General features: G+C 52.6%; 20 protein-coding genes. 13 read left to right on the top strand and 7 right to left on the bottom strand.

From position 1 onward, the window contains the following. The first annotated feature begins 312 nt into the window (after window positions 1-312). Window positions 313-1,971 carry a methyl-accepting chemotaxis protein gene (locus C7433_RS15345; RefSeq protein WP_033742450.1) on the top strand — a complete coding sequence of 553 codons (1,659 nt, stop codon included), beginning with the start codon at window positions 313-315 and terminating at the stop codon, window positions 1,969-1,971. A gap of 252 nt (window positions 1,972-2,223) precedes the next feature. Here C7433_RS15345 and C7433_RS15340 read toward each other — a convergent pair whose 3' ends face one another. The 5 genes from C7433_RS15340 to C7433_RS15315 all read right to left on the bottom strand — a co-directional run bounded on the left by C7433_RS15340 (window position 2,224) and on the right by C7433_RS15315 (window position 9,346). Next, window positions 2,224-5,298 (bottom strand): efflux RND transporter permease subunit, encoded by a 3,075-nt coding sequence (locus C7433_RS15340; RefSeq protein ID WP_110268490.1) that lies wholly within the window; start codon window positions 5,296-5,298, stop codon window positions 2,224-2,226. Further along, on the bottom strand, window positions 5,295-6,428 hold the full coding sequence (locus tag C7433_RS15335) for an efflux RND transporter periplasmic adaptor subunit (RefSeq protein ID WP_110268489.1): 1,134 nt from the start codon (window positions 6,426-6,428) through the stop codon (window positions 5,295-5,297). The genes C7433_RS15340 and C7433_RS15335 overlap by 4 nt, the downstream gene beginning before the upstream one ends. A gap of 117 nt (window positions 6,429-6,545) precedes the next feature. Further along, on the bottom strand, window positions 6,546-7,733 hold the full coding sequence (locus C7433_RS15330) for a cell wall metabolism sensor histidine kinase WalK (protein WP_110268488.1): 1,188 nt from the start codon (window positions 7,731-7,733) through the stop codon (window positions 6,546-6,548). Next, entirely contained in the window at window positions 7,730-8,422 is a 693-nt protein-coding gene (locus C7433_RS15325; RefSeq protein WP_006121952.1) for a response regulator, read from the bottom strand. The genes C7433_RS15330 and C7433_RS15325 overlap by 4 nt, the downstream gene beginning before the upstream one ends. Before the next feature lie 639 nt (window positions 8,423-9,061). Beyond that, entirely contained in the window at window positions 9,062-9,346 is a 285-nt protein-coding gene (locus C7433_RS15315; RefSeq protein ID WP_006121951.1) for a hypothetical protein, read from the bottom strand. Window positions 9,347-9,521: 175 nt separating this feature from the next. On the opposite strand from C7433_RS15315, the gene C7433_RS15310 reads away from it, so the two are divergent. Next, window positions 9,522-9,833, top strand: a complete 312-nt coding sequence (locus C7433_RS15310; RefSeq protein ID WP_006121950.1) for a hypothetical protein — start codon at window positions 9,522-9,524, stop codon at window positions 9,831-9,833. A gap of 7 nt (window positions 9,834-9,840) precedes the next feature. On the opposite strand, the gene C7433_RS15305 is transcribed toward C7433_RS15310, so the two are convergent. After that, window positions 9,841-10,227, bottom strand: coding sequence for a VOC family protein (locus C7433_RS15305; protein WP_039339456.1), 387 nt, complete (start codon window positions 10,225-10,227; stop codon window positions 9,841-9,843). Between the two features lie 528 nt (window positions 10,228-10,755). On the opposite strand from C7433_RS15305, the gene arnB reads away from it, so the two are divergent. Genes arnB through arnF form a run of 7 tightly spaced genes read left to right on the top strand, consistent with a single transcriptional unit; the run spans window position 10,756 to window position 18,109 of the window. Continuing rightward, on the top strand, window positions 10,756-11,892 hold the full coding sequence (arnB, locus tag C7433_RS15300) for a UDP-4-amino-4-deoxy-L-arabinose aminotransferase (RefSeq protein WP_110268486.1): 1,137 nt from the start codon (window positions 10,756-10,758) through the stop codon (window positions 11,890-11,892). Further along, window positions 11,893-12,873: an undecaprenyl-phosphate 4-deoxy-4-formamido-L-arabinose transferase gene (gene arnC / locus C7433_RS15295; protein WP_033742463.1), complete on the top strand. Its 981-nt coding sequence runs from the start codon at window positions 11,893-11,895 to the stop codon at window positions 12,871-12,873. It begins immediately after the preceding gene. After that, window positions 12,873-14,855 carry a bifunctional UDP-4-amino-4-deoxy-L-arabinose formyltransferase/UDP-glucuronic acid oxidase ArnA gene (arnA, locus tag C7433_RS15290; RefSeq protein WP_033742464.1) on the top strand — a complete coding sequence of 661 codons (1,983 nt, stop codon included), beginning with the start codon at window positions 12,873-12,875 and terminating at the stop codon, window positions 14,853-14,855. The genes arnC and arnA overlap by 1 nt, the downstream gene beginning before the upstream one ends. Further along, window positions 14,852-15,745 carry a 4-deoxy-4-formamido-L-arabinose-phosphoundecaprenol deformylase gene (gene arnD, locus C7433_RS15285; protein ID WP_006121945.1) on the top strand — a complete coding sequence of 298 codons (894 nt, stop codon included), beginning with the start codon at window positions 14,852-14,854 and terminating at the stop codon, window positions 15,743-15,745. The genes arnA and arnD overlap by 4 nt, the downstream gene beginning before the upstream one ends. 5 nt (window positions 15,746-15,750) lie before the next feature. Beyond that, entirely contained in the window at window positions 15,751-17,409 is a 1,659-nt protein-coding gene (gene arnT / locus C7433_RS15280; protein ID WP_110268485.1) for a lipid IV(A) 4-amino-4-deoxy-L-arabinosyltransferase, read from the top strand. 2 nt (window positions 17,410-17,411) lie between these two features. Continuing rightward, window positions 17,412-17,735: a 4-amino-4-deoxy-L-arabinose-phosphoundecaprenol flippase subunit ArnE gene (gene arnE / locus C7433_RS15275; RefSeq protein WP_039339447.1), complete on the top strand. Its 324-nt coding sequence runs from the start codon at window positions 17,412-17,414 to the stop codon at window positions 17,733-17,735. Continuing rightward, window positions 17,732-18,109: a 4-amino-4-deoxy-L-arabinose-phosphoundecaprenol flippase subunit ArnF gene (gene arnF, locus C7433_RS15270; RefSeq protein WP_039339445.1), complete on the top strand. Its 378-nt coding sequence runs from the start codon at window positions 17,732-17,734 to the stop codon at window positions 18,107-18,109. Before arnE ends, arnF begins: the two co-directional genes overlap by 4 nt. A gap of 127 nt (window positions 18,110-18,236) precedes the next feature. Here the strand turns inward: arnF and C7433_RS15265 are convergent, their stop codons facing one another. Continuing rightward, a complete protein-coding gene (locus tag C7433_RS15265) occupies window positions 18,237-20,165 on the bottom strand; it encodes a methyl-accepting chemotaxis protein (RefSeq protein ID WP_110268484.1) in 1,929 nt (642 codons plus the stop codon). A gap of 587 nt (window positions 20,166-20,752) precedes the next feature. Here C7433_RS15265 and C7433_RS15260 point away from each other — a divergent pair. The 4 genes from C7433_RS15260 (at window position 20,753) to bglF (ending at window position 26,053) form a co-directional block, all read left to right on the top strand. Next, the gene (locus C7433_RS15260; RefSeq protein WP_110268483.1) at window positions 20,753-21,295 is read left to right on the top strand and encodes a chorismate mutase; all 543 of its coding nucleotides are present in this window, start codon (window positions 20,753-20,755) and stop codon (window positions 21,293-21,295) included. Between the two features lie 537 nt (window positions 21,296-21,832). After that, complete coding sequence (locus C7433_RS15255) at window positions 21,833-23,068, top strand: carbohydrate porin (RefSeq protein ID WP_233255794.1); 1,236 nt, start codon at window positions 21,833-21,835, stop codon at window positions 23,066-23,068. 166 nt (window positions 23,069-23,234) lie between these two features. Then, window positions 23,235-24,068, top strand: a complete 834-nt coding sequence (gene licT, locus C7433_RS15250; protein WP_033742480.1) for a BglG family transcription antiterminator LicT — start codon at window positions 23,235-23,237, stop codon at window positions 24,066-24,068. Window positions 24,069-24,199: 131 nt separating this feature from the next. Continuing rightward, entirely contained in the window at window positions 24,200-26,053 is a 1,854-nt protein-coding gene (gene bglF, locus C7433_RS15245) for a PTS beta-glucoside transporter subunit IIABC (RefSeq protein WP_110268481.1), read from the top strand. Window positions 26,054-26,059 lie beyond the last annotated feature (6 nt).

Below are 26,059 nucleotides of genomic sequence, written 5' to 3'. Positions count from 1 at the left end.
CATTATCTCTGTGTAAAAACCGCTACCTTAGCTGCACGAACTGCGGTTGTCATTATGGAGAACGTTCTATTTTAACGCACAGGCGGTGCGTAGCAATATGCGCTTATTATCATGGATTTATATTTTAATGAAACAACCTGTTCACATTTAACCCTATAGTTTCTGTTAGTGACAAAATATCCCGTCATAGTCGCTGTTTTCTTTTTTTCAAGGTTCTGGAAATAAAATTACGTTGTAAAGCCGGTTAGTTATTTGCCGATAAAGGCCTGTGAAAATAATTGTAGTTTTTACCTATCCGGGGGAGTTTTTTCTATGACAATCACGCAGCGTTTAGTGCTGGCATTTTCTTTGCTTGCTTTATCACTTTGTGCGCTTGTTGCTGTTTCTTTATCTGTGATTTCGGGCTTTCAGTCGCGCTTTGAATATGTTCAGGTTAATGCTATTCCCAGCATTAAAGATCTGAATAAGTCAATTAGCGCAACTAACCAACTGGGGCTGGCCCTGTATCGCCATCAGACGGCGACAGACAGCGCTAAGCAGGCTGAAGCAGAACAAAAAATTAATACCATTATTAATAACATCAAGTCATTAAATGATTATTATATGGCGAATGATATTTCCAGTGATGAAGATAAAGAAATGACCGTTGGGGCCAATCGTAACCTCGATGCGGTCCGCAGCGCGTTACCTGCTTTTCTTGCTGCGTCACGTAGCCATAATAATGAACTGTCACTTTCTCTCCTGCAAAGTGACAATGGCATTGGCGCTGCCGCACGTAAAATGGAGTCTGATTTCACTAAACAAATTGAGCTGAACATTCAGATTGGTGATGCACTCAGAGCACAGAATAATCAGATTTATTCTAAGACCGTCTGGATGATGACCTGTGCATCACTGTTGGTTATTTTGCTGCTCGGTGCGTTCTCAATAAATATTATTGTTGGCATTAAACGTAGCCTTACCAGCATCAAAGATACCATGGCTGAAGTGAGCAGCAATTTGGATCTGACACGCTTAGCGCCGGTGTTGAGAAAGGATGAGATTGGTCAAACGGCTATGGCGTTTAATGATCTGCTTAAGCGTGTATCGACTACGCTGCTGTCAGTCAATCATGCGGCGCAATCCGTCAGCACAGGATCGACGCAGATTGCGGCTGGCAACGAAGATTTGTCATCTCGCACTGAGCAACAGGCCGCCTCGCTGGAAGAGACATCGGTTAGTATGGCTACGCTCAGCGATACCGTACGGCAAAATGCCGAGGGCGCAGTCCAGGCCAGCAACCTGGCCAATAACGCCAATAAACTGTCCAGGCAGAACGGCGAAGCCGTGAGTCAGATGCTGACCACGATGGATGAAATTCGCGGTAGCTCAGCCAAAATATCTGATATCACAGGGCTGATCGAAGGTATTGCATTTCAGACGAATATTCTGGCCCTTAACGCCGCCGTTGAAGCTGCCCGTGCGGGTGAGCATGGCCGTGGTTTTGCGGTCGTGGCATCAGAAGTTCGCAATCTGGCACAACGTTCGTCATCCGCGGCTCGTGAAATTAAAGAGTTAATCACCACATCTGTTTCGCAGGTTGAACAGGGGCTGACGCAGGCAACAAGCGTAGGCAGTAACTCCGATAACGTGGGCCATGCTATTCAGCAGGTTGCCGATCTGGTTAATGAAATTGCCGCTGCTACAGCCGAGCAAAGCAAAGGCATTGAGCAGGTGCACCAGGCTATCGGCCAGATGGATGAGGTCACGCAGCAGAACGCCTCCCTGGTTGAGGAAGCTTCATCTGCATCCAAATCTTTACAGGAGCAGGCGGAAACGTTGTCGAGACTGGTGTCAACGTTCAAAGTTAACGAGAGCGTCACGCAGGTGGCAGTATCGTCCCCTGTAGCCGTGAGCTATGCATCGCCTGTGTTAAAAAGACCGCAACTGAATGCCACCGGTGCAGACAAGGTTAACTGGGAAAGTTTCTGATGCGCTGTCACTGGGCCTGATCACTTCAGGCCCAGAACACGAGCGCTGCGATATCGCAGCGCTTTCTTATTGATATGCGTTTTGCGTGGCGAAAAGCCTTCTTTTTGGCGCATAAGACGCGTTTCTCTCTTTCGATGCACGCTAGTGATACTGTGCAGGCCTTGTGCGCCATTCATGCCCTCCATACCAAGACCGTATGCCTCATTCCGTTGCGCACTGCGATCAGTAACCCAGTGACAATATTCGCCGCCCTCATGTGCGCGATCGGGGCGCGCCGCGGTTTTCCCATGCCATTATCAGGCTGAGTGAGGCAGGCAGCAGGGTCAGCGTGACCAATGTGCCGGTGATCAGCCCACCGATGATCGCGAATGCCATTGGCCCCCAGAAAACCTGATGTGAAATAGGTAACATGCCGAAGATTGCCGCGCAGGCAGTGAGCAGGATGGGACGCGCCCGGTGCAGTGCGGCATGGCGGATGGCGTCACCCTGTGCCATGCCAGCCTGCGCATGGCTGTCTACCTCGCTGATCATGATTACGGCGTTACGGATAATCATGCCCGCCAGCGCAATGATGCCCAGCAGTGCGACAAACCCCATCGGCGTGCCACCCGGTAACATTGCCAGGACAATCCCCGGCAGGCCGAAAGGTGCCATCAGCAGCGCAAGCAGCATTCTGAAGAACCGCTTCAACTGCAGCATCAATAACACAAGCATGCAGCACAGGGTGACCGGCAAAACGGCAAACACCGAACTGTTACCTTTATTCGACTCGGCGACGGTTCCACCTTCTTCAATGGCGTAACCTGCGGGCAAGGTTGCCCGCAGAGTATCCAGGCCAGGTCTCAGTTGATCAGACACCGTTTCGGCCCGTTGCTCAGGTGCAATATCGGTTTGCACGGTGATATAGGGCAAACGCTGTCGTCGCCAAATCACCGGATCGTCGAGCTGCCATTTCAGTGTGGCGACCTGCCCAAGCGGAATTTTTTGCCCGGAAGCTGTGTTGAGCATCAGGCTGTCTAAGATGGCTGTGTCCTGTCGTTCCCGATCGTTGCCGCGCAGAACCACATCTATCAGCCGGTTATGATCGCGAACCGTGGTCACGGTACTGCCGGACATGACAGTATTCAGTGTGGAAGCAATGCTTTCTGAGGAGACGCCGACGGCGCGTGCAGCAGTCTGGTTTACCTCAACATTGATTTCCCGCTCGGGCTCGCCAGCCGTCATATTTACCTCACGCGTATTCGGCGAACGCGAAAGTTGAGCAGCCAGTTTTTCCGCGATGTCCCGTACTTTGCTGTAGTCAGGGCCGGTGACGCGGTATTTCAATGGCCAGCCGACGGGTGGGCCCAGTTCGAGAGGGGCCACACGGGCAGTCAGATCGCTGAAATCCCGCGCCAGTGTCGCCTCCAGGCGGCGTCGAACGCGATCGCGCGCTTCCAGGTTCTTAGTCACCACAACCAGTTGCGCCACATTTTCATTGTCCAGCAAGACTTCCATGGGCAAATAAAACCGCACGGCACCTGCGCCGACATAGCTGGAGAAGTGATCGACATCGTGATCGGCGCGCAACAGGGTTTCCAGCTGTGCGGTACGCCGTGTCGTTTCACTTTGAGAGGCATTTGCCGCCAGCGAAAGATTCACTAACAGCTCGGGACGATCGGACGCGGGGAAGAATTCGCCCTGCATCAATGTAGTTCCTGCAATCCCCATTCCCAGCAATAACAAGGCGCTTATCACGGTTGTCCAGCGGTAGTGTAAAACCCGATCAAGCAGACGACGATAGCAGCGGGCCATCAGCCCGGGAGGTGGTGATGGGGCTGTCACCTGCTCAGTTAACAGCCAGGTGCCGATAACCGGGGAAAACAGAATCGCCACGACCCAGGAGCACAGCAGCGAGATCAGCACGACTGCAAAAAGGGAGTAACAATATTCACCGGCGCTGGAGGCCGCAAAACCGACCGGAATAAAACCGGCGATCATCACCAGCGTTCCCGTCAGCATAGGAAAAGCGGTGGTTTTAAACGCAAAGGTTGCGGCCTGCGCTTTGCTGTCTCCCGCCTCAAGGCGGGAAACCATGGTTTCAACCGTGATCATGGCATCATCGACCAGTAAACCCAGCGCAATAATGAGAGCCCCCAGCGAAATGCGTTGCAGGCCAATACCGGCCACTGTCATGCCGACGAATGTCATGGCCAGAACGAGGGGAATCGCAGCGGCGACCACCAGCCCGGCACGGAAACCCAGCGAGAAAAACGAGATTGCCAGAACGATCAGTACCGCTTCCGCCAGCACCCGCACAAAGCCACTGACGGCGGTTTTAACAACGGTGGATTGATCAGCGATCTTCACCATCGTGATGCCGTGCGGGAGCTGGGCGGCAATCGTCTCCATGCGCGCATGAATGGCCTGACCAAATTTCAGCATATTACCCGTCGGGGCCATGGAGATGGCCAGGCCAATGCCAGGCTCGCCGTTGACCCGGAAGGTTGACGCCGGCGGTTCAGCAGGCTGAAGCGTTATCGTGGCAATACTGGTCAGCGGGATAAAGCGCTGGCCGATATGTAAGGTAATGGCCTTAAGGTTATCAGCCGAGGTCAATGCACCACTGACATGAAGTGCAATATTTTCTTTATCAGTGCGTATTACACCTGCGGGCGCAACGGCATTTTGCGCGGCCAGAGCATCACTTACCTCCCGAAGCGTAAGGTCCATGCCCGCTAACTGCCGTGGCGAAAACGCGATAACAATGTGTTCTTCCTGTTCGCCGGGCAGGGTAATTTTACCCATGTCTGGCACATCCATCAGGCTTCGACGGATCTCATCGACTTTATCCCGCAGTTCTCGCGGACTGAAGCCATCGGCCGTAAAGCCATAAATCGTGCCATAGGTGTCGCCAAATTCGTCATTAACAGCGGGACCCTGAACGCCTTGTGGAAGCGATGAGGCGATATCCTGCATTTTTTTCCGAATCTGGTACCAGATAGTCGGGACCTGATCCGGCGGCGTATCATCACGCAGGTTAACAAAGATGACGGCCTTTCCCGCCCGGGTTTCACTCTCGATAAAATCCAGGAACGGTGTTTCCTGCAGTTTTTTTTCCAGCGTATCCGTCACTAACTGCATCGTGTCTTCCACAGTGGCACCGGGCCATTGTGCGGACACGACCGCCGTTTTGATGGTAAACGCCGGATCTTCATTACGGGGCAGATCGATGTAACTCAGTACACCCGTCGTCATCACCAACAGCATGAAAAACACCACCAGTTGCTGATGTGCTAACGCCCAGGCAGAGAGATTAAAGCGGGCTCTTTCAGCCGATCTTCTCATTTTTCATCCTCCCCAGGCTGTACCCGCTCTCCCGGCAAGAGCGTTTTCACGCCTGCGGTGACTACGCGCTCACCCGGTATCACGCCGGCACTGAGATAGATATGTTGGGCATCGAAGCGCGCCAGCGTGACCGGCCTGAGTGAAAGCTGATGGGACTGGGTGTTCACCACAAAAACGGCGGGACGATCACCGGCACGCGTGAGAGCGCTGGCGGGCAGGGTGACAACCTGTTCGGTTTTACCGGGAAAGGCCCCCACGACGGTCGACCCCAACGCCATAGCGACCGGCGGTTGAGGCAGCATGACACGCAGCCGCCAGGTGCGGGTCTGCGGATCGGCCTGCGGACTGATATCGCGAAAATGCCCTTGTGTCTTTATCGCAGGGTTCGATAACAGCGTAATGCTGAAGGGCGTGGAGGAGGCGTACTCCGCCAGCGAGGGTTCAGCAAGGTCAAAGACAGCATCGCGATCGCCATCAGCAGCAAGCGTCATTACGGACTGCGCGGCGCTTACCACCTGACCCGGCTGGACATTGACGGCGGTAATGACACCGGCGCGCGGTGCGGTAAGCTGCGTCCAGTTGAGATTATCCTGGGCATTTTTAAGCGCGGCTTCACTGCTCTGACGCCGTGAAACGGCCGCCTGCCAGTCACCTTTTGCACTGTCTAACTGCGAACGGGAAATGGCCCCACCGGGCATCAGCTGCTGCATACGACGCAGCGTAAGTGCGGCAACATGTTCTGAGGCGCGCGCACTCGCCAGATCGGCAGTGGCACTGCTGAGCTGGTTTTGAGCGGCATTACTGTCTAAGGTCGCCAGAACCTGACCGGCATTCACATGCTGTCCAATGTCCGTGGTGCGGGTAATGACGCGGCCATCCAGTCTGAAAGCCAGCGAAATTTCTTCATGGGCACGAATTTCACCCGTCTGCGTCATCAGTCCACCGCTGGAGAAGGGCGGAACCAGTACTGTCCGCACGGGACGAGGCGCTTCACGTGCAGGCGGCGCTTCCTCCCGGCAGCCTGACAGGATAAGCATGCCTGCCACGACAAACAGTGACGGTAACACATAACCCGGAAAGCTCAGATGACGCAGCGCCTGACGGGCAAAAGCGGGAATAAAATCTGTCATAACCGTATTCCTGAAATGAGACAGGCTCATTTAAAGCGGGTTATGTCCAGAAACCTTCGATGAATTATCAAGAAATGGTCAAGGCAGACAAAAAAGCCTGTCCAGGCCAGCACGCACTCAGATTGAGCGCGCGTCGTCAGATAAAGGCAAAGCGATCGTAATCTGCAGTCCGCCGTCCGCAGGCAAACGTGCAAATATCTCCCCACCGTGCGCCTCCACGATAGCCTTCGCAATAGACATGCCGAGACCGCTTCCGCCGGAATGCCGTGCGCGTGACGATTCTGCCCGGGTGAAACGGTCGAAAATGACAGGCAGAAACTGAGGATCCACGCCCGGTCCATAGTCACGAAACTGCAGTGTGACAGCGGCGGGCGAGGTATGAGCGGTCACAGAAAACCGTTTCCCCTCTGCGGCATAGCGCAGTGCATTTTCCGTCAAGATGGTTACCACCTGGCCCAGCCGGGAGGCATCGCCAGTGAAAGAGAGTTGGCCGGGCGACTGCACCTCAATCACCATCTGTTCGGCTTCAGCCTGAGGCGCCAGCCACGCTGTACGTTCGCGTAACAGCTCGGTAAGGTTAAACCGGCTCAGGCTGAGCGTAAGCTGGCCAGCTTCCGCTAACGATAATAAGTGCAGTTCATCCGTCAGGCGGCTGAGCTGCGTCAGCTGCTTCATGATCATGGAGAACTGCTGAGGTTCCGGCGCAAATACGCCGTCGACAATGCCTTGTAAGCGGCCAATGGCTGCGGTGAGTGGCGATCGTAGTTCATGAGCAATGGCAACCTGCGAAGCTTTAAGTTCGCGTTCGTAACGGGCTAACTGCTGGGTCATCAGATTAAAGTCTTCCGTAAACCGCACTAATTCCTGTGGCGCGCCGTCGACCTGACCGACCGATGTGCCGAATTTCCCCTGTGCCACATCGCGTGCCGCATTCGCCAGCTGACTAAACTGTTTCGCCAGCGGTCGGGCGAAGCGCAGCCCCATTACAATAAAGAACGGAATCACCACGGCGACCAGCACGGCGACCGTCAGCCAGTCAGCCGAGGCGATTGACGGGTCGGAAAAGCCGACGCCCCACCACTGATCGACAATCTGATGAAAGCGAGCCGGTGCCTGCTCCGGGTGTAACCGTATGCGGGAAAACTCCGCCCAGACGTCCGCAGGCATGCGAGAGTAAACCCAGAGCATTTGCAGCGCGAAACGCAGCCACATGCAAAACGCGATAAGGATGACGCTTCCCAGACCGATTATCAAAATACGGATGCAGATCCAGCGCCACATTGAGTCGTGCGTTTTTAGTTTCATGGTTGTCTGAACCTGTAACCCACACTGCGAACCGCAGGTAAAATATCTGACATGCCTGCGGCTTCCAGTTTGCGTCGCAGGTTATAAACATGGGTATCAACCACGCGCTCAAGCGCATCACTTTCAGGCAGGCAGTGTTCAAGCAAGAATAAGCGACTAAACGGGCGGGTTGGGGCGCGCATCAACGTCACCAGAATCGAAAACTCCGTTGGGGTCAGATCGAGCCGCTGAATGCCCTGTTCATTTTTTACTACCGCTGTCAGCGATTCAGTGTCGACTTCCAGGCCCGCCCAACACAATGTGCTGTCGGGGACGGTACTTTGTTGGGTGCGACGTAAAACGGCCTGAACACGTGCGACGACCTCGCCAGGATGGTAGGGTTTCACCACATAATCATCTGCACCATAGCGTAATGCGCCGATCCTGTCGGGGGCATCTCCCATCGCTGTCACCATAATCACTGGTGTATTTCCCCTGCGTCGAAGGGCCGCCAGAACTTCCGTGCCGTTCATGACGGGCAGCATCACATCAAGCAGAATGAGATCGGGCTGCCAGCGTTGCGCGTGGTCAAGTCCTGTCATTCCATCGCCAGCAATCATCACCGTGTAGCCTTCACGTTTAAGATAGGCTTCAAGTACGCCGGCTGCATCGGCATCATCTTCGATAATCAGTACACGTTTAGACTTCATTGGGGCCACTTTGACTTTTTCTCCCTCATTTCCCGTATGTGCCCGCACCGCTTTATTGGCATGTCAGCCGTGTCGTCTGCATTTAATGTGATTAAGCAAAACGATAATAACCTGAAAAAATCTGCAAGACATGGTCAGTTTAATGTCGGCTGGAGGAAGAGAAGGGAATGCGCAGGATGCCAGAGAGAGGAACAATACGCCTAATGAAAAAACGTGATGAAAAAGGGCTCAATCAGAAATAATGAACGGACATCAGACGCTTTTTCAGGTTGTTACCAAACGGCTGACCAAGCGGAGCCAGACGTTTACGTTTAAGGCATTACGGGGGTTACTCAATGTGGGGAATGTCTGCGATGCCGATGCGTTAGCGCTGGGCAGAAAACATGACACTGTCACTTTTAGGGTGAGCGTTTTGCTCAGGCAAGACTGGCATGGTGCCGGGCAGGAAGTGGTTATGGGCAGGCCAGGTGACGTTCATACAAGGCTGTCCAACTGATACGATGAAAAACCGTCCGGTTTAATAACGCCGCCGCGTAATGTCTGGCGCAAACCTGATCGGTCGCGTGATTTATCGCTTCTGTGCAAGGCCGCCCCACAGCAGCCTTCATCTTCTACGGGGCGGCCAGCATGAATCCGTATTTACCCTTTATGGCACGCGACGCGATCGTAACCGGTAAGTGCGGATTTCGCCGTCGCTTTACGCTTTCTGCTGTTAACTTTGGGCAGCCAGATTTTAAATTGCTCCGCCAGTTGCTTCGCCTGTTGTTCATCCGTGGTACGACAGATAAACAGTTTACTCTTGGTTTGATTGGTCACATCGGTGGCATAAATTTCGTAACTTCCGCCACGGTGATCGTATTCAATATCCGTGAAATGCATGTGTGGCCACAGGCCCGTTCTGACCTCAAACTTGCTCAATTCCATAATTTTTACCGTTTTTGTTTTTTGCTGTGATGAATGTCGTTCCCCTGGTCGGGCCACTAAATGTAGAACAAATTCGGATTTGTGCCAGCCGACAACATTATTTTTCACTGCCAGTCTTAATTTTTTATAAAAACAGCGTGTTACCATGACATTACGTCATTAAAAGGAGAAAACGATGATTGTCAGAACCTGGCATGGTTGTGTCCCTCAGCAGCACGCAGAGGCATTTTTTACGCATCTACAGAAGACGGGCGTGCAGCATGCAGAATCGGTACCCGGTAACACAGGCGCTTTTATTCATCAGGTTGCACAGGGAGAGTGGCAGCATTTCTTTCTGGCCACATATTGGCGGGATCTGGCGGCAGTGAAAGCGTTTGCTGGCGAGGATTACCCGGTGGCAGTTACCTATGCGGATGACGAACAGTTTGGGTTGATCTCCGATCCCTATGTCTTTCACCATCAGGTCAGCGAGGTGGTCGCGCTGTAATGTTTTTTCAGTCTAAGACCTGACAAAAACGCAGCAGGTAGCCATCTGGATCCTGAACCAGTAACGCCTGCTGGCGTTCATATTTCTCACCCGTATAGTAGGCGTTTTCGCTAAGTGGTCGGAACAAGGGCGTGCCCGTTTTCACCAGGCGCGTGTGAAGCTGCTGAATATTGGAGACTTCTATCTGGAAGTTAATACCGCGTCCCAAAGGATACTGCATCTCTGCGGTGTGCCAGCCCGCGTCATGCTGCTGTTCAATCATTAATTGCGCTTCACCATAACAGAGATAAGCGAAGTCTGGGTGAATGCGTCTTATTCTCACAGTAAACCCCAGTTCATCGACATAAAACGCAAAGGATCTGGCAAAATCAGTGACAGTCAGTTCCGGCACCATCGAATTCCAGAAGCGAGAATCAGCAGGTTCAACTGACGATGTAGTGACGCGTAATTCCTTGTTCATAAGAAAAAAATCTAAAAGTTAGAAAAGTGATCACCGTCACTTTATGAGTGCAACGCGTGTATCAAAACTCCGACTTTCCCTTAGAAAATGCTATCTGTCAACAATGTAGATACCGCCTGGCAGCATTTGCAGAATGTGCGGTAATCTCTTCATGAAACTGTCAAACATATCTGTTTATTTAATGTGATTAATCTGGTAAACCTAATAAAGATCGTGTCAATTTGTGAATTGAATGAAGCGTTTAATGTTTGGTTAAGGTTACGAGCGTATCATTTGGCATCGTTATGAAGTGAATATTTTTCTAATATTTGACTTCACGATCAGAGGTCAGTGTACTTTGCCTCTTTTCGCGGATTTTAACGGAAAAAAATGAGCATAAGATTACATTTTGGCTGTTTTCATATTTCAAACTTATCCTCTTTCTTCTGGAAAAAAGGCAAAACAGTTTAAGGACATTACTTAATGGCGTTTCTTCCGTTTTCTCGTCCTTCTTTAGGCGAGACTGAATTGTCTGCAGTGCGTGAGGTCTTTGCGTCTGGCTGGATTACGACCGGGCCGAAGTGTGCTGAACTTGAGCGTGCATTTTGCCAGTTAACCGGCAATCAACACGCTATTGCCGTCACGTCTGCTACTGCCGGTATGCACGTCATGTTAATGGCGTTGGGCATCAAAGCCGGTGATGAAGTCATCACACCTTCCCTGACCTGGGTTTCTACGTTAAATATCATCACGTTACTTGGCGCGACGCCGGTGATGATCGATGTGGATATCGATAATCTGATGGTGGCCCCTGAAGCTATCGAAGCGGCGATTACGCCGAAAACCAGGGCGATTATCCCTGTCCATTATGCGGGTGCGCCTGCGGATATGGACGCGATCTATGCTATCGGCCAACGCCATGGCATTCCGGTCATTGAAGATGCCGCGCATGCGGCCGGTACCCACTACAAAGGTAAACACGTGGGTGGCCAGGGGAATGCTATTTTTTCCTTCCATGCCATCAAAAACATGACCTGCGCAGAAGGTGGCCTGGTCGTCACCGACGACGCGGCTCTGGCCGATCGCATTCGCAGCCTGAAGTTTCATGGTCTGGGCGTCGACGCGTTTGATCGTCAAACACACGGTCGTCAGCCGCAGGCAGAAGTGATTATGCCGGGCTTTAAATACAATCTGCCGGATATCAGCGCGGCCATTGCGCTGGTTCAGCTGGAGAAGCTCCCCGAAATCAATCAGCGTCGCGCGGCGATAGCGCAACGTTACCTCGATGCCCTTAAAGATACGCCGTTTAAGCCTCTTGTTCCGCCCGCCTGGCAGCATCAGCACGCCTGGCATCTCTTCATTATTCGCGTTGATGAGCAGGCGTGCGGTATGACCCGTGATGCACTGATGCAGGCGCTGAAAGAGCAGGACATCGGCACGGGGCTGCATTTCCGTGCAGCGCATACGCACAAATATTACCGTGAGCATTATCCGCATTTATCGCTGCCTGCCACTGAGTGGAACAGCGAGCGTATTTGTTCCATTCCGTTGTTTCCCGACATGACTGACGATGACGTTGAACGCGTTATCAGCGCACTACGTGGACTGGCTGGGGTTTAAATGTTCGACGATAAAAAGATTGAAAAAGTATCGGTAGTCATCCCGGTTTACAATGAGCAGGAAAGCTTACCGGCATTGATTCAGCGTACCGATGATGCCTGTAAGAGCCTGAACCTGGACTATGAAATTCTGCTGGTCGACGACGGCAGCCAGGATGCGTCCGCGACGATGATCGCCGATGCAGCCTCACTGCCCGGCAGTCATATTGTCGCCGTTTTGCTCAACCGTAACTATGGTCAGCACTCCGCGATTATGGCGGGATTCAGCAATGTCAGCGGCGATCTCATCATCACGCTGGATGCCGATTTGCAAAACCCACCCGAAGAAATTCCCCGTCTGGTGGCCGCCGCTCAGGAAGGCTATGACGTTGTCGGTACGGTACGCCAGAATCGTCAGGACAGCTGGTTCCGTCGTCAGGCATCACGCACCATCAACCAGATGATCCAACGCGTGACCGGTAAATCGATGGGAGATTACGGTTGTATGCTGCGGGCTTATCGCCGTCACATTATCGATGCCATGCTTAACTGCCATGAGCGCAGCACGTTTATCCCGATCCTGGCTAACACCTTTGCGCGTCGTACGATTGAACTTCCGGTTACTCACGCAGAACGTGAACACGGCAGTTCGAAGTACAGCTTTATGCGCCTGATTAACCTGATGTACGACCTTGTCACCTGTCTCACAACCACACCACTACGCATGCTGAGTGTACTGGGCAGTCTGATTGCGATTGCAGGTTTTGCGTTCTCCGTGATCCTGATTCTGCTGCGGCTGTTTCTGGGCGCAGCCTGGGCTGGCGATGGTGTTTTTATGTTGTTTGCCGTCCTGTTTATCTTTATCGGCGCGCAATTTATCGGCATGGGACTGCTGGGTGAATACATTGGTCGTATCTACAACGATGTACGTGCCCGTCCACGCTATTTTATTCAACGTGTTATCAATCCTCAGAAAGACCGTTCTGTACAGGAAACCGAGTAATGAAAACTATCGTCTTCGCTTATCACGACATGGGTTGTGCGGGCATCAATGCGCTGTTGAAAGCAGGCTTCACTATCAGCGCCATCTACACCCATGCCGACACGGCGTCAGAAAATCACTTTTTTGGCTCAGTGGCGCGAATTGCGGCTGAAAATTCAATCCCGGTTTATGCTCCGGATGAGGTTAACCATCCGCTGTGGATCGATCGCATTAAATCAGCAGAACCTGATGTTATTTTCTCCTTCTACTACCGCAACCTGTTGTGTGACGACATTCTGAACTGCGCGAAGCAGGGCGCTTTTAACCTGCACGGTTCACTGCTGCCAAAATACCGCGGTCGTGCGCCATTAAACTGGGCGCTGGTGAATGGCGAAACGGAAACCGGTGTGACCTTACACCGCATGGTGAAAAAAGCCGATGCGGGTGAAATCATCGCGCAACAGCGCATCGCCATTGCTGAAGAAGACAACGCGTTAACGCTGCACCGCAAACTGGTTGACTGCGCCAGTAAGCTGCTGGAAAGCACCTTGCCCGCGATGAAACAGGGCAATATCGTCGGCAAGCCGCAAAACGAAGCGGAAGCCACGGTTGTGGGTCGCAGAACACCAGAAGATGGTCGCATCAACTGGAGCCTGCCTGCTAAGCAAATCAATAATCTGGTCCGTGCCGTTACCGATCCATGGCCGGGCGCGTTTGCGTTTGCCGGCACCACAAAGTTTGTGGTCTGGAAAGCCAAAGTTTTAACGACCGCGCACAACGCTCGTCCGGGAACCGTGCTGTCAGCCGATCCGTTTGTCGTGGCTTGTGGTGAAGGCGCGCTGGAAATCCAGACGGGGCAAACCCCGAACAGCGTTTACATGAACGGTGTTCAGCTGGCGCAACATCTGGGCATGGTAAATGGCGCACTGCTGTATTCTCAGGCTGTGGCCGCCGTGAAGCGTCGCACCCGCGTGTTGATCCTGGGTGTTAACGGCTTTATTGGTAACCATCTGACCGAGCGCCTGCTGCAGGACGACAACTTCGAAGTGTTTGGCCTGGATATTGGTTCCGACGCGATCAGCCGCTTTGTTGGTCATCCGCGCTTCCAGTTTGTTGAAGGCGATATCAGCATCCACTCAGAGTGGATCGAATACCACATTAAAAAATGTGACGTCATTCTGCCGTTGGTCGCTATCGCCACGCCGATTGAGTATACCCGCAACCCGCTGCGTGTCTTTGAGCTGGATTTTGAAGAAAACCTCAAAATTGTTCGCGACTGTGTGAAGTACGGCAAACGTATCATTTTCCCGTCAACGTCCGAAGTGTATGGGATGTGTACCGACAGCAACTTTGATGAAGACCACTCGAACCTGGTCGTCGGTCCGATTAACAAACAGCGCTGGATCTACTCGGTTTCCAAGCAGCTGTTAGACCGGGTTATCTGGGCTTACGGTGAAAAAGAAGGGCTGCGCTTCACCCTGTTCCGTCCGTTTAACTGGATGGGTCCGCGCCTGGACAACCTCAATGCCGCGCGCATCGGAAGTTCGCGTGCCATTACCCAGTTGATTTTAAACCTGGTGGAAGGTTCGCCTATCAAGCTGTTTGATGGTGGCCGTCAGAAGCGCTGCTTTACAGATATCAGTGATGGTGTTGAAGCCCTGTTCAGAATTATTGAAAACAAAAACAATAACTGCGACGGGCAGATCATTAACATCGGTAATCCAGACAACGAAGCGAGTATCAAAGAGCTGGCAGAACGTCTGCTGGAGAGCTTTGAGCGTCACCCGCTGCGTGCCAGCTTCCCGCCGTTTGCCGGTTTCCGTGAAGTGGAAAGCAGCAGCTATTATGGCAAGGGCTATCAGGATGTTGAGCACCGTAAGCCTTCGATCCGTAATGCAAAACGCCTGCTGGGCTGGACACCTGAAGTGCAAATGAATACGACCATCGATAACACTCTCGACTTCTTCCTGCGCACCGTTGAGCTTCAGGACGATAAGGCATGAGGAAAGTCGGTCTACGTGTCGATGTCGATACCTGGCGCGGGACAAAACTTGGCGTGCCCGCGCTGATTGAGGTCTTCAAAAAACACGATGTCCAGTCATCCTTTTTCTTCAGTGTCGGGCCTGACAACATGGGACGCCATTTATGGCGTCTGATGAAGCCGCGCTTTCTGTGGAAAATGCTGCGCTCACGCGCAGCATCGCTTTATGGCTGGGATATCCTGTTGGCCGGGACCGCCTGGCCAGGAAAACAGATTGGGGCAGGGATGCGCGATATTATCCGCATGACGGCCGATTACCATGAAGTTGGCCTGCACGCCTGGGATCACTTTGCCTGGCAAACGTGGGCAGGCGTCTGGAATGAAGAACAGCTTATTCAGCAGATTGCGAAAGGACGGGATGCGCTGGAGGCCATTATCGGCAAACCTGTCACCTGTTCCGCCGTGGCGGGCTGGCGCGCGGATGGTCGTGTTATTCAGGCCAAGCAAACATTTGGTTTTGCGTACAACAGCGATTGCCGCGGTACCGCGCCTTTTCGCCCACTGTTGAGAAATGGCGAGCCGGGTACGGTACAGATCCCCGTGACGTTACCCACCTGGGACGAAGTGGTCGGTCCCACGCTGAGTGCTGAACGGTTCAACGATTACATCCTGGAACAGATCCACGCCGATCAGGGCACCCCGGTGTATACCATCCATGCTGAAGTCGAAGGTATCAGTCAACTCAATGCGTTCGATACGTTGTTACAGCGTGCCCGCGAGCAGGGAATACAATTTTGCCCGCTGAGCGACCTCTTGCCTGACGACCTCGATACATTGCCTGTCGGCAAGGTTGTTCGTGGGCACATTGCTGGCCGGGAAGGCTGGTTGGGTTGTGAGAATTTAACAAGGTAAGCACCATGACTGCCACCAAAAAGACGGTACTACTGGTTTCACTTTTCGTTCTTTATTATTTACTTCCTCTGGAGTTCCGCAATCTCTGGCAGCCTGATGAAACGCGTTATGCCGAAATCAGCCGTGAAATGCTGCAAAACGGCAACTGGATTACGCCGCACTTCTTCGGTCTGCGTTATTTCGAAAAACCCATCGCCGGCTACTGGTTCAATACTGTTGGACAGGCCATTTTTGGTCACAATAACTTCGCCGTCAGGATTGGTTCGGTCTTTTCAACCCTGATGAGCGCCATCCTGATTTACTGGCTGGGTTGTCGCTTGTTTGCTCGCCGTAACGTTGCTCTCACGGCCAGCGTTATCTTTATGACCTCACTTCTGGTCTACGGTATTGGTACTTATGCCGTGCTGGATCCGATGCTGACGTTATGGATGGTTGCGGCGATGTGCAGCTACTGGTTCGCCAGCGAAGCGCAAAATGTGCGGCAACGTATCCTCCGTTATCTGATTTTGGGCTTAGCCTGCGGCATGGGCTTTATGACCAAAGGTTTCCTTGCCCTGGCGGTTCCTGTACTGGCGATCCTTCCATGGGCGATCTGGAACCAGCGTTTTCGGGAACTGGTTATTTATGGCCCACTGGCGATTGTCAGTGCGGCAGCCATCAGTGCACCCTGGGCGATTGCCATTCAGCAGCAACAACCTGATTTCTGGCATTACTTTTTCTGGGTTGAGCATATCCAACGTTTTGCCGAAGACAACGCACAGCATAAGGCACCTTTCTGGTACTACCTGCCAGTGCTGATTGCCGGCGCGCTGCCCTGGCTGGCGTTGTTACCGGGCGCACTGCGTTCAGGCTGGACCCAACGCCAGCAGTCCTCAGGTGGTGTTTATCTGTTGAGCTGGGTCGTGATCCCCTTGGTGTTTTTCAGCATTGCGAAAGGGAAACTGCCGACGTATATCCTGCCTTGCTTTGCGCCGCTGGCGCTGCTGATGGCTGACTATGCCTGGCGTAAAGTGGGTGAGAACACGCGCGTCTTTAAAGTCAACGCCTGGATCAATATCCTGTTTGGCGCGATCTGTGTGGTTACGTTGCTGGTCGTGCTGGCACCCTGGGGATTAAGCCATCGTCCGCTCTATGGCGCACATCAGCTGGTTGCACTCATTATGGCCGTGATCGCGTTTGCGGGCTGGGCTGTCGCGGGGGCTTTCAGCCTGAAATCGCCACAACGCAACTGGCTGGCCGCCGCGCTTTGCCCTTTGGCGCTGGCGCTCTGTGTCGGTTCGGCAATTCCGGAAAGCGTTGAGAATACCAAGCAACCCCAGGTCTTCATCCGCAGTATTGAAAACAGCCTGGCGAACAGCCGCTATATCTTAAGTGATAATTCCGGCGTGTCGTCAGCCATCGCCTGGACGCTGAAACGCAGCGATATCATTGCCTACAGTCAAAAGGGCGAGCTGCAGTATGGTCTTAGCTATCCCGATGCCCAGTCTGCCTATGTCAGCAGCGAGGATTTCCCGCAATGGCTTCAGGCGCACCGTAAGCAGGGCAATGTCTCGTTGCTCATGATGCTGGAACGCGGTGAAGCGACACCCACGGATTTACCGCCAGCGGATGCGGTCTATCGCAACGGTCGGATGCTGTTACTGCAATACAATGCGGCTAACTGATCGTGAGTTTATTATTGGTGCTGCTGACCAGTTTACTCACCTGCGCAGGTCAGCTCTGTCAGAAACAGGCGGCACGGCAAACAAACAGGGCTAACCTGGCCGGCTGGCTGCTGGCCAGTCTTATCATGTTAGCGCTGGGGATGGTGGCCTGGTTGCTGGTGCTGCAGCGTTTGCCGGTAAGCCTGGCCTACCCGATGCTGAGTATTAACTTTATTCTGGTTGCCCTGGCCGCACGGTTTATCTGGCGTGAAAAAATGTCGCCTCTGCAATGGGCTGGCACGGTACTGATTGTCGCAGGCGTCGCCCTGATAGGGAGCTACGCATGAAGGGTTATTTGCTGGCCTTATGCAGCGTTTTGCTGGTGACACTCGCTCAGTTAATGCTGCGCTGGGCGATGCTTCAGTTGCCCAGTTTACAGGCCGTGTTGATCCAGCATCCCGTGAACTGGCTGCCGCTGCTGATTCTGTGTGGCGGACTGACTGCTTACGCCTGTTCGATGGTGAGCTGGTTTCTGGCACTGCGCCATCTGCCGCTCAGCCGGGCCTATCCGTTGCTGAGTATCAGCTATGTACTGGTCTGGTTGATGGCAATCAGTCTGCCGCTGTTCGCTGAGCCTTTTCATACAGGCGCGATGGTCGGCGTCATGTTGGTGCTGGCAGGATTACTCTGTATGTGTATTAAGCCGCACAAAACCGACTGAAATGACCAGACCGGAACCGGCGTCGTTATAAGCAGGGCAACAAAATCAGTTCAGGATACGTGTTGCACCGCTCTTTTCAGCCAACCACAGTGACGCCGGCAACTTGCCGGCGTCACTGTTTCCGGTATCAGAACGTTTCCCAGTTGGCTTCAGTTACGCTGGACTGGCGTGCAGACACCACGACTTTAGGTGCCGCGGACGATATAGCCTGACTGGCCACCACACTTTTCTTGTTACTGGGTACCCGGAATACAGCAACCGTTTTTTCCAGCGCTTCTGCCTGCGATTCCAGTGAGCTGGCAGCGGCTGAGGACTCTTCAACCAGCGCGGCGTTTTGTTGCGTCGTGGTGTCCATCTCTGTCATCGCCTGGGCGATCTGCGATATGCCACGATTCTGCTCATCCGAGGCTGCCGCGATTTCGCTCATAATATCTTTAACCTGGGTCACCGACAGCACGATCTCGTCCATTGTCGTTCCCGCCTGATCCACCAGGGTCGAACCTTCATTGACGCGATTCAGTGAATCGCGGATCAGCGTCTCAATTTCCTTAGCCGCAACAGCGCTGCGCTGCGCCAGGTTTCTGACTTCGCCAGCGACAACGGCAAAACCACGCCCTTGTTCGCCGGCACGGGCCGCCTCCACGGCAGCGTTCAGTGCCAGAATATTCGTCTGGAAGGAAATACCGTTAATGACACTGATAATTTCGCCAATCTTACCTGAACTGGTCGTAATGCCTTGCATGGTGGTGACAACGCTTCGGATGATCTCACCGCCGCGTCCGGCATTGGCAGAAGCTTCTGTAGCGAGTTGGCTGGCGTGATGCGCGTTTTCCGCATTCTGTTTCACGGTGGAGGTTAACTCTTCCATGCTGGCCGCAGTTTGCACCACGGCGGCAGACTGTTGCTCGGTCCGGGAAGACAGATCCATATTGCCGGCAGCGATCTCTGAAGAAGCGCGAGCCACGCTGTTCACGCCGTCGCGTACATGGGTAATGATGTTTTGCAGGCTGTCGTTCATCACGCTGACGGCCTGCATCAATTGCCCCAGTTCATCACGACGAGCCGTGGACAGCGAGGCGGTCAAATCGCCTTCCGCTATGCGTTTGGCTACGCTGAGCGTTTCTTTCAACGGAACCGTAATGGAAAGCGTTATTCGCCAGGCGATCAGCAGACTAAGCAGCACACAAATCGCGGCGACAATCGCAATCTGCGTTTCCGCTTTGTGTAATGCATTTGCGGATTCGGACGCCTGGTAGTTAAAAAGCTCCGCAACGGACGTATTCAGTTTTCCGGCGGTGATGTTCAGTTGTTTCGACGCGGTTGTTTCTACCGCCACGGCTGACAGATAGTCAGTAAAGGCCTGCCTGAGCTGCGCCAAATCCGTTTTCTGCGTCGCCAGCACCGCCTGGATATCCGGGACAGACAGCGCGAGCAACTGTGCGCGCAACTGAGTAACGGTGGAAATGTTGTCGCTGATTTCACTTTTACTGGATTCGGTCGGTTTGTCGACAAAACGCTCTACATCACCGGCGATCTCTTTCAGTATCGATGCTAAGCGCAACACCTGAAGCATGGCCTCAGGCTGAGCGGGAATCGTGATACCATCAAGCCGCTGACCGACAGCCAGCAGATCATTGTTTTGAATGAGGGAGGCGGCAGCAAACGTTTTTTGCGAGGCATTATAAAAAACCTCGCGGTGCGTCTTGTAGTTTTCCAGTTCGTTTGCGGCAGTAGTAAGTGTGTTTTCGCCCTGACTGTCCCAGCTAAACGTCTTAAGTCTGTTTACCTGTGCTGTTAAATCGTTCAGCGCTTTTGCGTTAACCTGCGCATAGTGTTCGTCTTTCGTGTACTGATAAAGCAGCCGGCTGGTTCGTGCTTCACCGAGTGTGTTGACAAAATCGACAGTAATGTCCTGTTTTTGCGCATTCTCCTTAATGGTTTCAAAGCCTTTAAACGCTAACAGTGCGATGGTCAGGGTTGCAACTATCAGCACAACAAAACTGAGCCCCAGCTTTTTCCCCATTTTCATATCGGAAAACGTACGCGTAATAAACATAATTCCACCCTGATAGCCGGTAAGGGAAATAATTTGCAGCGAGAAACAGGCTTCTACTGCTTAATAAAACTTATCGACTGTCACGTTGAAAACTTTAAAGACGTTTTGAAATAAATCCTCACAAATAAGGAGATGATGCATTTTCATTGTTTTAAACGGAAAATTTAAACTTTAAGCGTCATTGATAAAGCGCATGATAATTAGCTTGCGAATAATCAGAGGCGAGTTCTGTCTGACGTTTTTTATCTTTAATGGCGATATGAGAATAAAAAGTTTACTGTTTCAAACTTCCATAAATTTATAATTTTATAATTATATTCAATGCTTTAATTAGTGAGTTGATTGATTTTCCACTGATTATCCGCTCAACTTGTTGACTAAATATTAACATTGAAGCGGCGCGGTTAGGGTGGCCATAATGATAGTGTATGTATTCTAATGATTTATGACCTTCAACCCTGAGTATGTTTATAATTTGTATTAGTTAATTACAGAGATTAACTAATGTTTCACAGACACTTCATTATTGAGAGGTGCGTTTAATATGATTAATCTTTTTCAACTATTTGGAAACAGGCTAACCAAACATGCAATATATGACCTTTCTGCTGGCCGCCCTTATTTTTAGCGGCTCCGCTGCTGCTGCGCCTGCAGCATCTCAACCTGTCTCTCTGCTCTCACGCGCACTGCATGAAAGAATGCTGCTGATGAAAGACGTCGCAGCGTTCAAAAAAGTGCATAACAAGCCGGTTGAAGACCTGACCAGGGAAAAGGATGTGCTGGCAGAAGCGCAGGAAAAATCGGCTCAGGCCGGGCTGGATCCCCAATCTGTTACCGTCTTCTTTCAGGCGTTAATGGATGCCAGCAAAGCGATTCAGTATCGCTACATGGCGGACTGGCTGGCCAAACCTCAGTCGGTCCCACCGGCTAAAGATCTGGCTGAGTTGAGAAAGCAAATCAATCAGTTAGATGAACAAATTCTGCAAGCGATTCATCAGCAACTGTCGCAGGGCAGTTTTACGAAAAGCGATTTAACCTCTCTTCATCACCAACTGGATGTGCAACATCTGAGTGGGGATGATATTAATAACGTTTTACAGGGACTTGAGCAAATTAAACTAAAGCGGTAACGTGCCGCAAGCGCACACGCGTTAAATAACGAACGACTTCTCATTATATCTGCATTGCAACATCACGCCCGTCCTGTCAGGCGGGCGATGCTGTTTTCACTTCCTGACTGTTCTGCCGGAAATCCCCTTTTGATACGCGCAGGTAATGCACTCATTCTGCTCGGCGTACGACTGTTTCTTCCGACAAAACTGCTACCTGAATCACATACGTAGCCAATACATGCTTCCTGAAAACCTTACAGATGATAAGGTTTTTGGCGACTTAATTCAGGATTGTTACTGGTCGACAGGCAAAACCTGAACGCGATATGGGATAACCCATTAAGCGTTCAGGTTTTTTTTGGCCTGAGGAACAGGCAACACCCTAACAAACTGAACATTCCCCATTTTCACATATGTATGTTTATCAGGATGTAAAGAAAGATGATAAATGCTCGCTACAAACAGTATGTACTCGCGCTTTTGCTGGTTTCACCGCTATCAGTCGGCCAGGAATGGAATGGCACGGTATTAGGTTTTGACGCTTCTCCCGCTCCCATGCTGGGCGATATGTTGGGTATTCGTAACATCCTTAATGATAACGGTTTTACCTACAATCTGGGTTATCTGAACGAAATCGGCTGGAATGCTGGCGGGGGCTACCATCAAGACCCGCATGTGGCTTATATCGATCAGTTTGCGTTGACCTTCACTCAGGATTTGGCGCGCTGGACAGGTATTCCCGATGCACGAATTGAGGGGAATATCGTCAATCGTAACCACAATGATGACCTCACCACCAGACGCGTACAGGATCCGCGAGTGAATATCAACGACCTGACGCAGGAAAGCTGGGGCGGCCAGTCCATTACCCGTTTGGGCTGGCTGACCTTTGCGCGCAGTTTTGACGATCGCCGCATCACCTGGCGAATCGGGATGATGAATAAAGTCCAGACCTTCGATCAGATCATTCCCTGTGACTTCCAGCTACTTTCCCAGTGCGGCGGCAAGTCGGCTAACGCGCTCACCTGGCATAACTGGAACGTCCACACCTGGGGCACAACGCTGTCGTATAACGTGACGCCGGCCCTCACATTAAAGGGGGGAGTGATGGAGCAGAACCCGGATGCCTCCAGCCGTCATCATGCCTGGAGCGGGTCGACGAAGGGCAGCAAAGGCATATTACTTCCGGTTGAAATTGAAGCGCGCCCGATGATCAATCATCTTCCCGGAGCGTATAACCTGGGCGTGGTATTCACCAATGCGCCACAAACGGATCTTTATCACGGAAGATCGGGTGGGGCAGGGGCAACAGACCCAGAAGGTTATACACAACGCAATCGTACCTGGTTTGTGTACGCCGGAATGAATCAGCAACTCACGCAGCATAAGGACGATTCGAATCGTGGGTTAAGTGCCTCCGCCAGCATGAGCCTTGCCGACCAGCGTACCAATTATATTCATCAGGTTTATGCCGCCTCAGTGCGCTATCGGGGACTGTTTGACGCACGACCGGAAGACTGGATGGGTCTTGGTCTCAGCTGGATTGATATGAGCACTGGCTATGCCCGAAATCAGCGCTATATGAATACACTTAGCGGGCTGAGTGATCATAACAATCCGATGTATCATCCGGTACCGGGCCATTCCCTGAACGGGGAGTTTTACTATCGCTTCCGTCCTCTGTCGTGGCTGGAGCTACAGCCGGGCATACAGTACTGGCACCAACCGGGCGGCGTATCGCGCACGCAGGATGCCTGGGTCACCACGCTGAAAACCGCGGTAACTTTCTGACCCCACAGCAAAAGTACGATATGTGTCACGTTTTTTAAGCATGATACGGATAGGTTGTAATTGAAACTGATAGAGTTCCCTCACTGGATTGTGACTGCTAAAAGCAGGCAAAACCTGATTTTCTGGCTTCTGCCGGATGTCAGGTTTTTTTGTTTCTGGGGTTCCGATGAAAATCGCCAAAATTCTTAATAACAATGTGGTGGTTGCTCTGGATGAGCGTGGGTCCGAACAGGTTGTCATGGGGCGTGGGCTGGCCTTTCAGAAGCGCGCAGGCGACACGCTGGAAACCGCACTGATTGAAAAGGTGTTTGCGCTGCAGAATGACGTGCTGGTGCGTCGGCTAGGGGAACTGCTGAGTCAGATCCCACTTGAGGTGATGACGACCTGTGACCAGATCATCAGGCTGGCAGGACAGCGGCTGGGAAAGCTGCAGGATAGTTTGTATATCACCTTAACCGACCACTGTTACTTTGCGATTGAACGGCAAAAGAAAGGGCTGGCAATTAAAAATGTGTTGCTGTGGGAAATTAAACGTCTCTATCCCAGAGAATTTGGGCTGGGTCAGGAGGCGAGGGCCATTATTGCCCGACGTCTGCATGTCGATTTGGCCGAGGATGAGGCGGGATTTATTGCTCTGCATCTGGTTACGGCCCAGTTGGACAGTGAAATGCCTGAAGTGATGCATGTCACCAGGATCATGCAGGAGATCCTGCAACTGGTGAAGTATCAACTGCACCTGGAGTACGACGAAGAGTCGCTCAGCTATCAGCGTTTCGTTACTCATCTGAAGTTTTTTGCCCAGCGAATGCTGACCCGCACGGTGGTGCAGGATGACGATGTGTCTTTGCATGCGGCGGTGAAAGACAATTACGGCATGGCCTGGAAATGCGCCGGAAAAATCGCTCAGCACCTGAATAAAAACTATCAGCGCGAGCTGACAACCGAAGAAATCATGTTTCTCACCCTCCATATTGAGCGGGTGAGAAAAGAGGGGCGTTAAGCCTCAACACGGGATTGTTACTGCATTACGCAGGCAAAACCTGAGTGCGGCCTTCTGACGAAGGACGCCCTCAGGTTTTTTTTTAATTCAACCAACAGGTGGCTACAGGCACCGGATGTAAGGAAAACGAGATGGAATACCAGGCTTTAGCGAAGGATATTCTCAGCCACGCTGGCGGAAAAGAGAACATCATCAGCCTTGTGCATTGCGCAACCCGGCTTCGTTTTAAACTGAGAGACAAGCAGAAAGCAGATGCCGAGGGGCTGAAGAACAACCCGGATGTGATTATGGTGGTAGAAAGCGGCGGCCAATTTCAGATCGTCATTGGGAACCATGTCCATGACGTCTGGCAGGCGGTGCGCAACGAGGCCGGGCTGACTGATGACGCGCCTGTCGTGGAGGAAAAGGGCGACAAGGGCACCTTATCTGGCCGCCTGATCGACATTGTCTCCGGAATTTTTACGCCATTTATCGGCGTCCTGGCGGCCTCTGGTATCCTCAAAGGGTTACTGGCGCTGGCAGTGGTCTGCGGTTGGCTCACCACGGAAAGCGGCACCTATAAAATATGGTTCGCCGCCAGCGACGCGCTGTTCTTCTTTTTTCCATTAGTGCTGGGCTACACCGCTGGGAAAAAGTTCGGCGGTAATCCTTTTATCACCATGGTCATTGGCGGCGCGCTGACCCATCCGATCATGATCGCTGCGTTCAACGCCAGCCAGCAGCCGGATGCGGTGACCGAGGCGTTTCTCGGCATTCCGGTGACCTGGTTTAACTACAGCTCGTCCGTAATCCCGATTATTCTTGCCGCGTGGGTAAGCTGCTGGCTGGAAAGACAGAGTACGAAGCTGCTGCCATCCTCGATGAAAAATTTCTTCGCGCCGCTCATTTGCCTGGGCGTGACGGTCCCCCTGACTTTCCTGGTGATTGGCCCACTGGCAACCTGGCTCAGCCAGATGCTGGCAAACGGTTATCAATGGATCTATGCACTGGCACCGTGGCTGGCGGGCGCGGCAATGGGCGCGCTCTGGCAGGTCTGCGTCATCTTTGGTCTGCACTGGGGGCTGGTACCGTTGATGATCAACAACGTGGCGGTGCTGGGCCACGACTCTATGTTGCCGATGCTGCTGCCTGCGGTCTTCGGTCAGGTGGGTGCGGCGTTAGGGGTCTTCCTGCGCACCCGCGATGCGCGTCAAAAAATGCTGGCCGGATCGTCCGTGACGGCAGGGATCTTCGGCATTACCGAACCCGCGGTCTATGGTGTCAATCTGCCGCTGCGCCGACCCTTTATCTTTGGCTGCGTGGCGGGAGCTGTCGGTGGAGCTATTGTTGGCTTCAGCGATACCCACGTTTATTCGTTTGGCTTTGCCAATATTTTTACCCTCGCCCAGATGATACCGCCGGGCGGCGTGGATGCCACGTTGTGGGGCGGCCTTTTCGGCACAATGGTGGCACTGGTCCTGAGTTGCGGTCTGACGTTGGTCGCCGGGATGCCAGCGCGCGCAACGCCTAACGGGCACGCATCAGCAGGCAAAAACACGGTGTTATCGCCGATGACCGGCACCGTTCTGGCACTTGACCAGGTGCCGGATACCACCTTCGCCAGCGGCCTGCTGGGCAGCGGTGCCGCTATCATTCCGTCTGATAACAACGTCGTTGCCCCTTTCACCGGCGTTGTTGCCTCGCTTTTTCAGACCAAACATGCCATTGGCCTGCTCAGCGACAGCGGCATTGAAGTATTGATTCACGTGGGCATCGACACCGTGAAGCTCAATGGCATCCCCTTTACCGCTCACGTGAAGGTAGGTGACAGCGTGCAGCCGGGCGATCTGCTGCTGGAGTTTGATCGTCAGGCAATTATCGATGCCGGTTACGACCTGACGACCCCGATTATTATCAGCAACAGCGACAAATATCGCGAGGTAGCGACCGTGGCGGCAACATTCGCCAATGCCGGTGTACCGCTAATCTGCGTAAGCCATCAATAACAGGAG

The organism is Pantoea sp. PNA 03-3 (genome assembly GCF_003201175.1).
Classification (GTDB): Bacteria; Pseudomonadota; Gammaproteobacteria; order Enterobacterales; family Enterobacteriaceae; genus Pantoea; species Pantoea stewartii.
The sequence above is the reverse complement of the archived record's forward strand: the minus strand, read 5'-3'. Positions and strand labels throughout refer to the sequence as shown.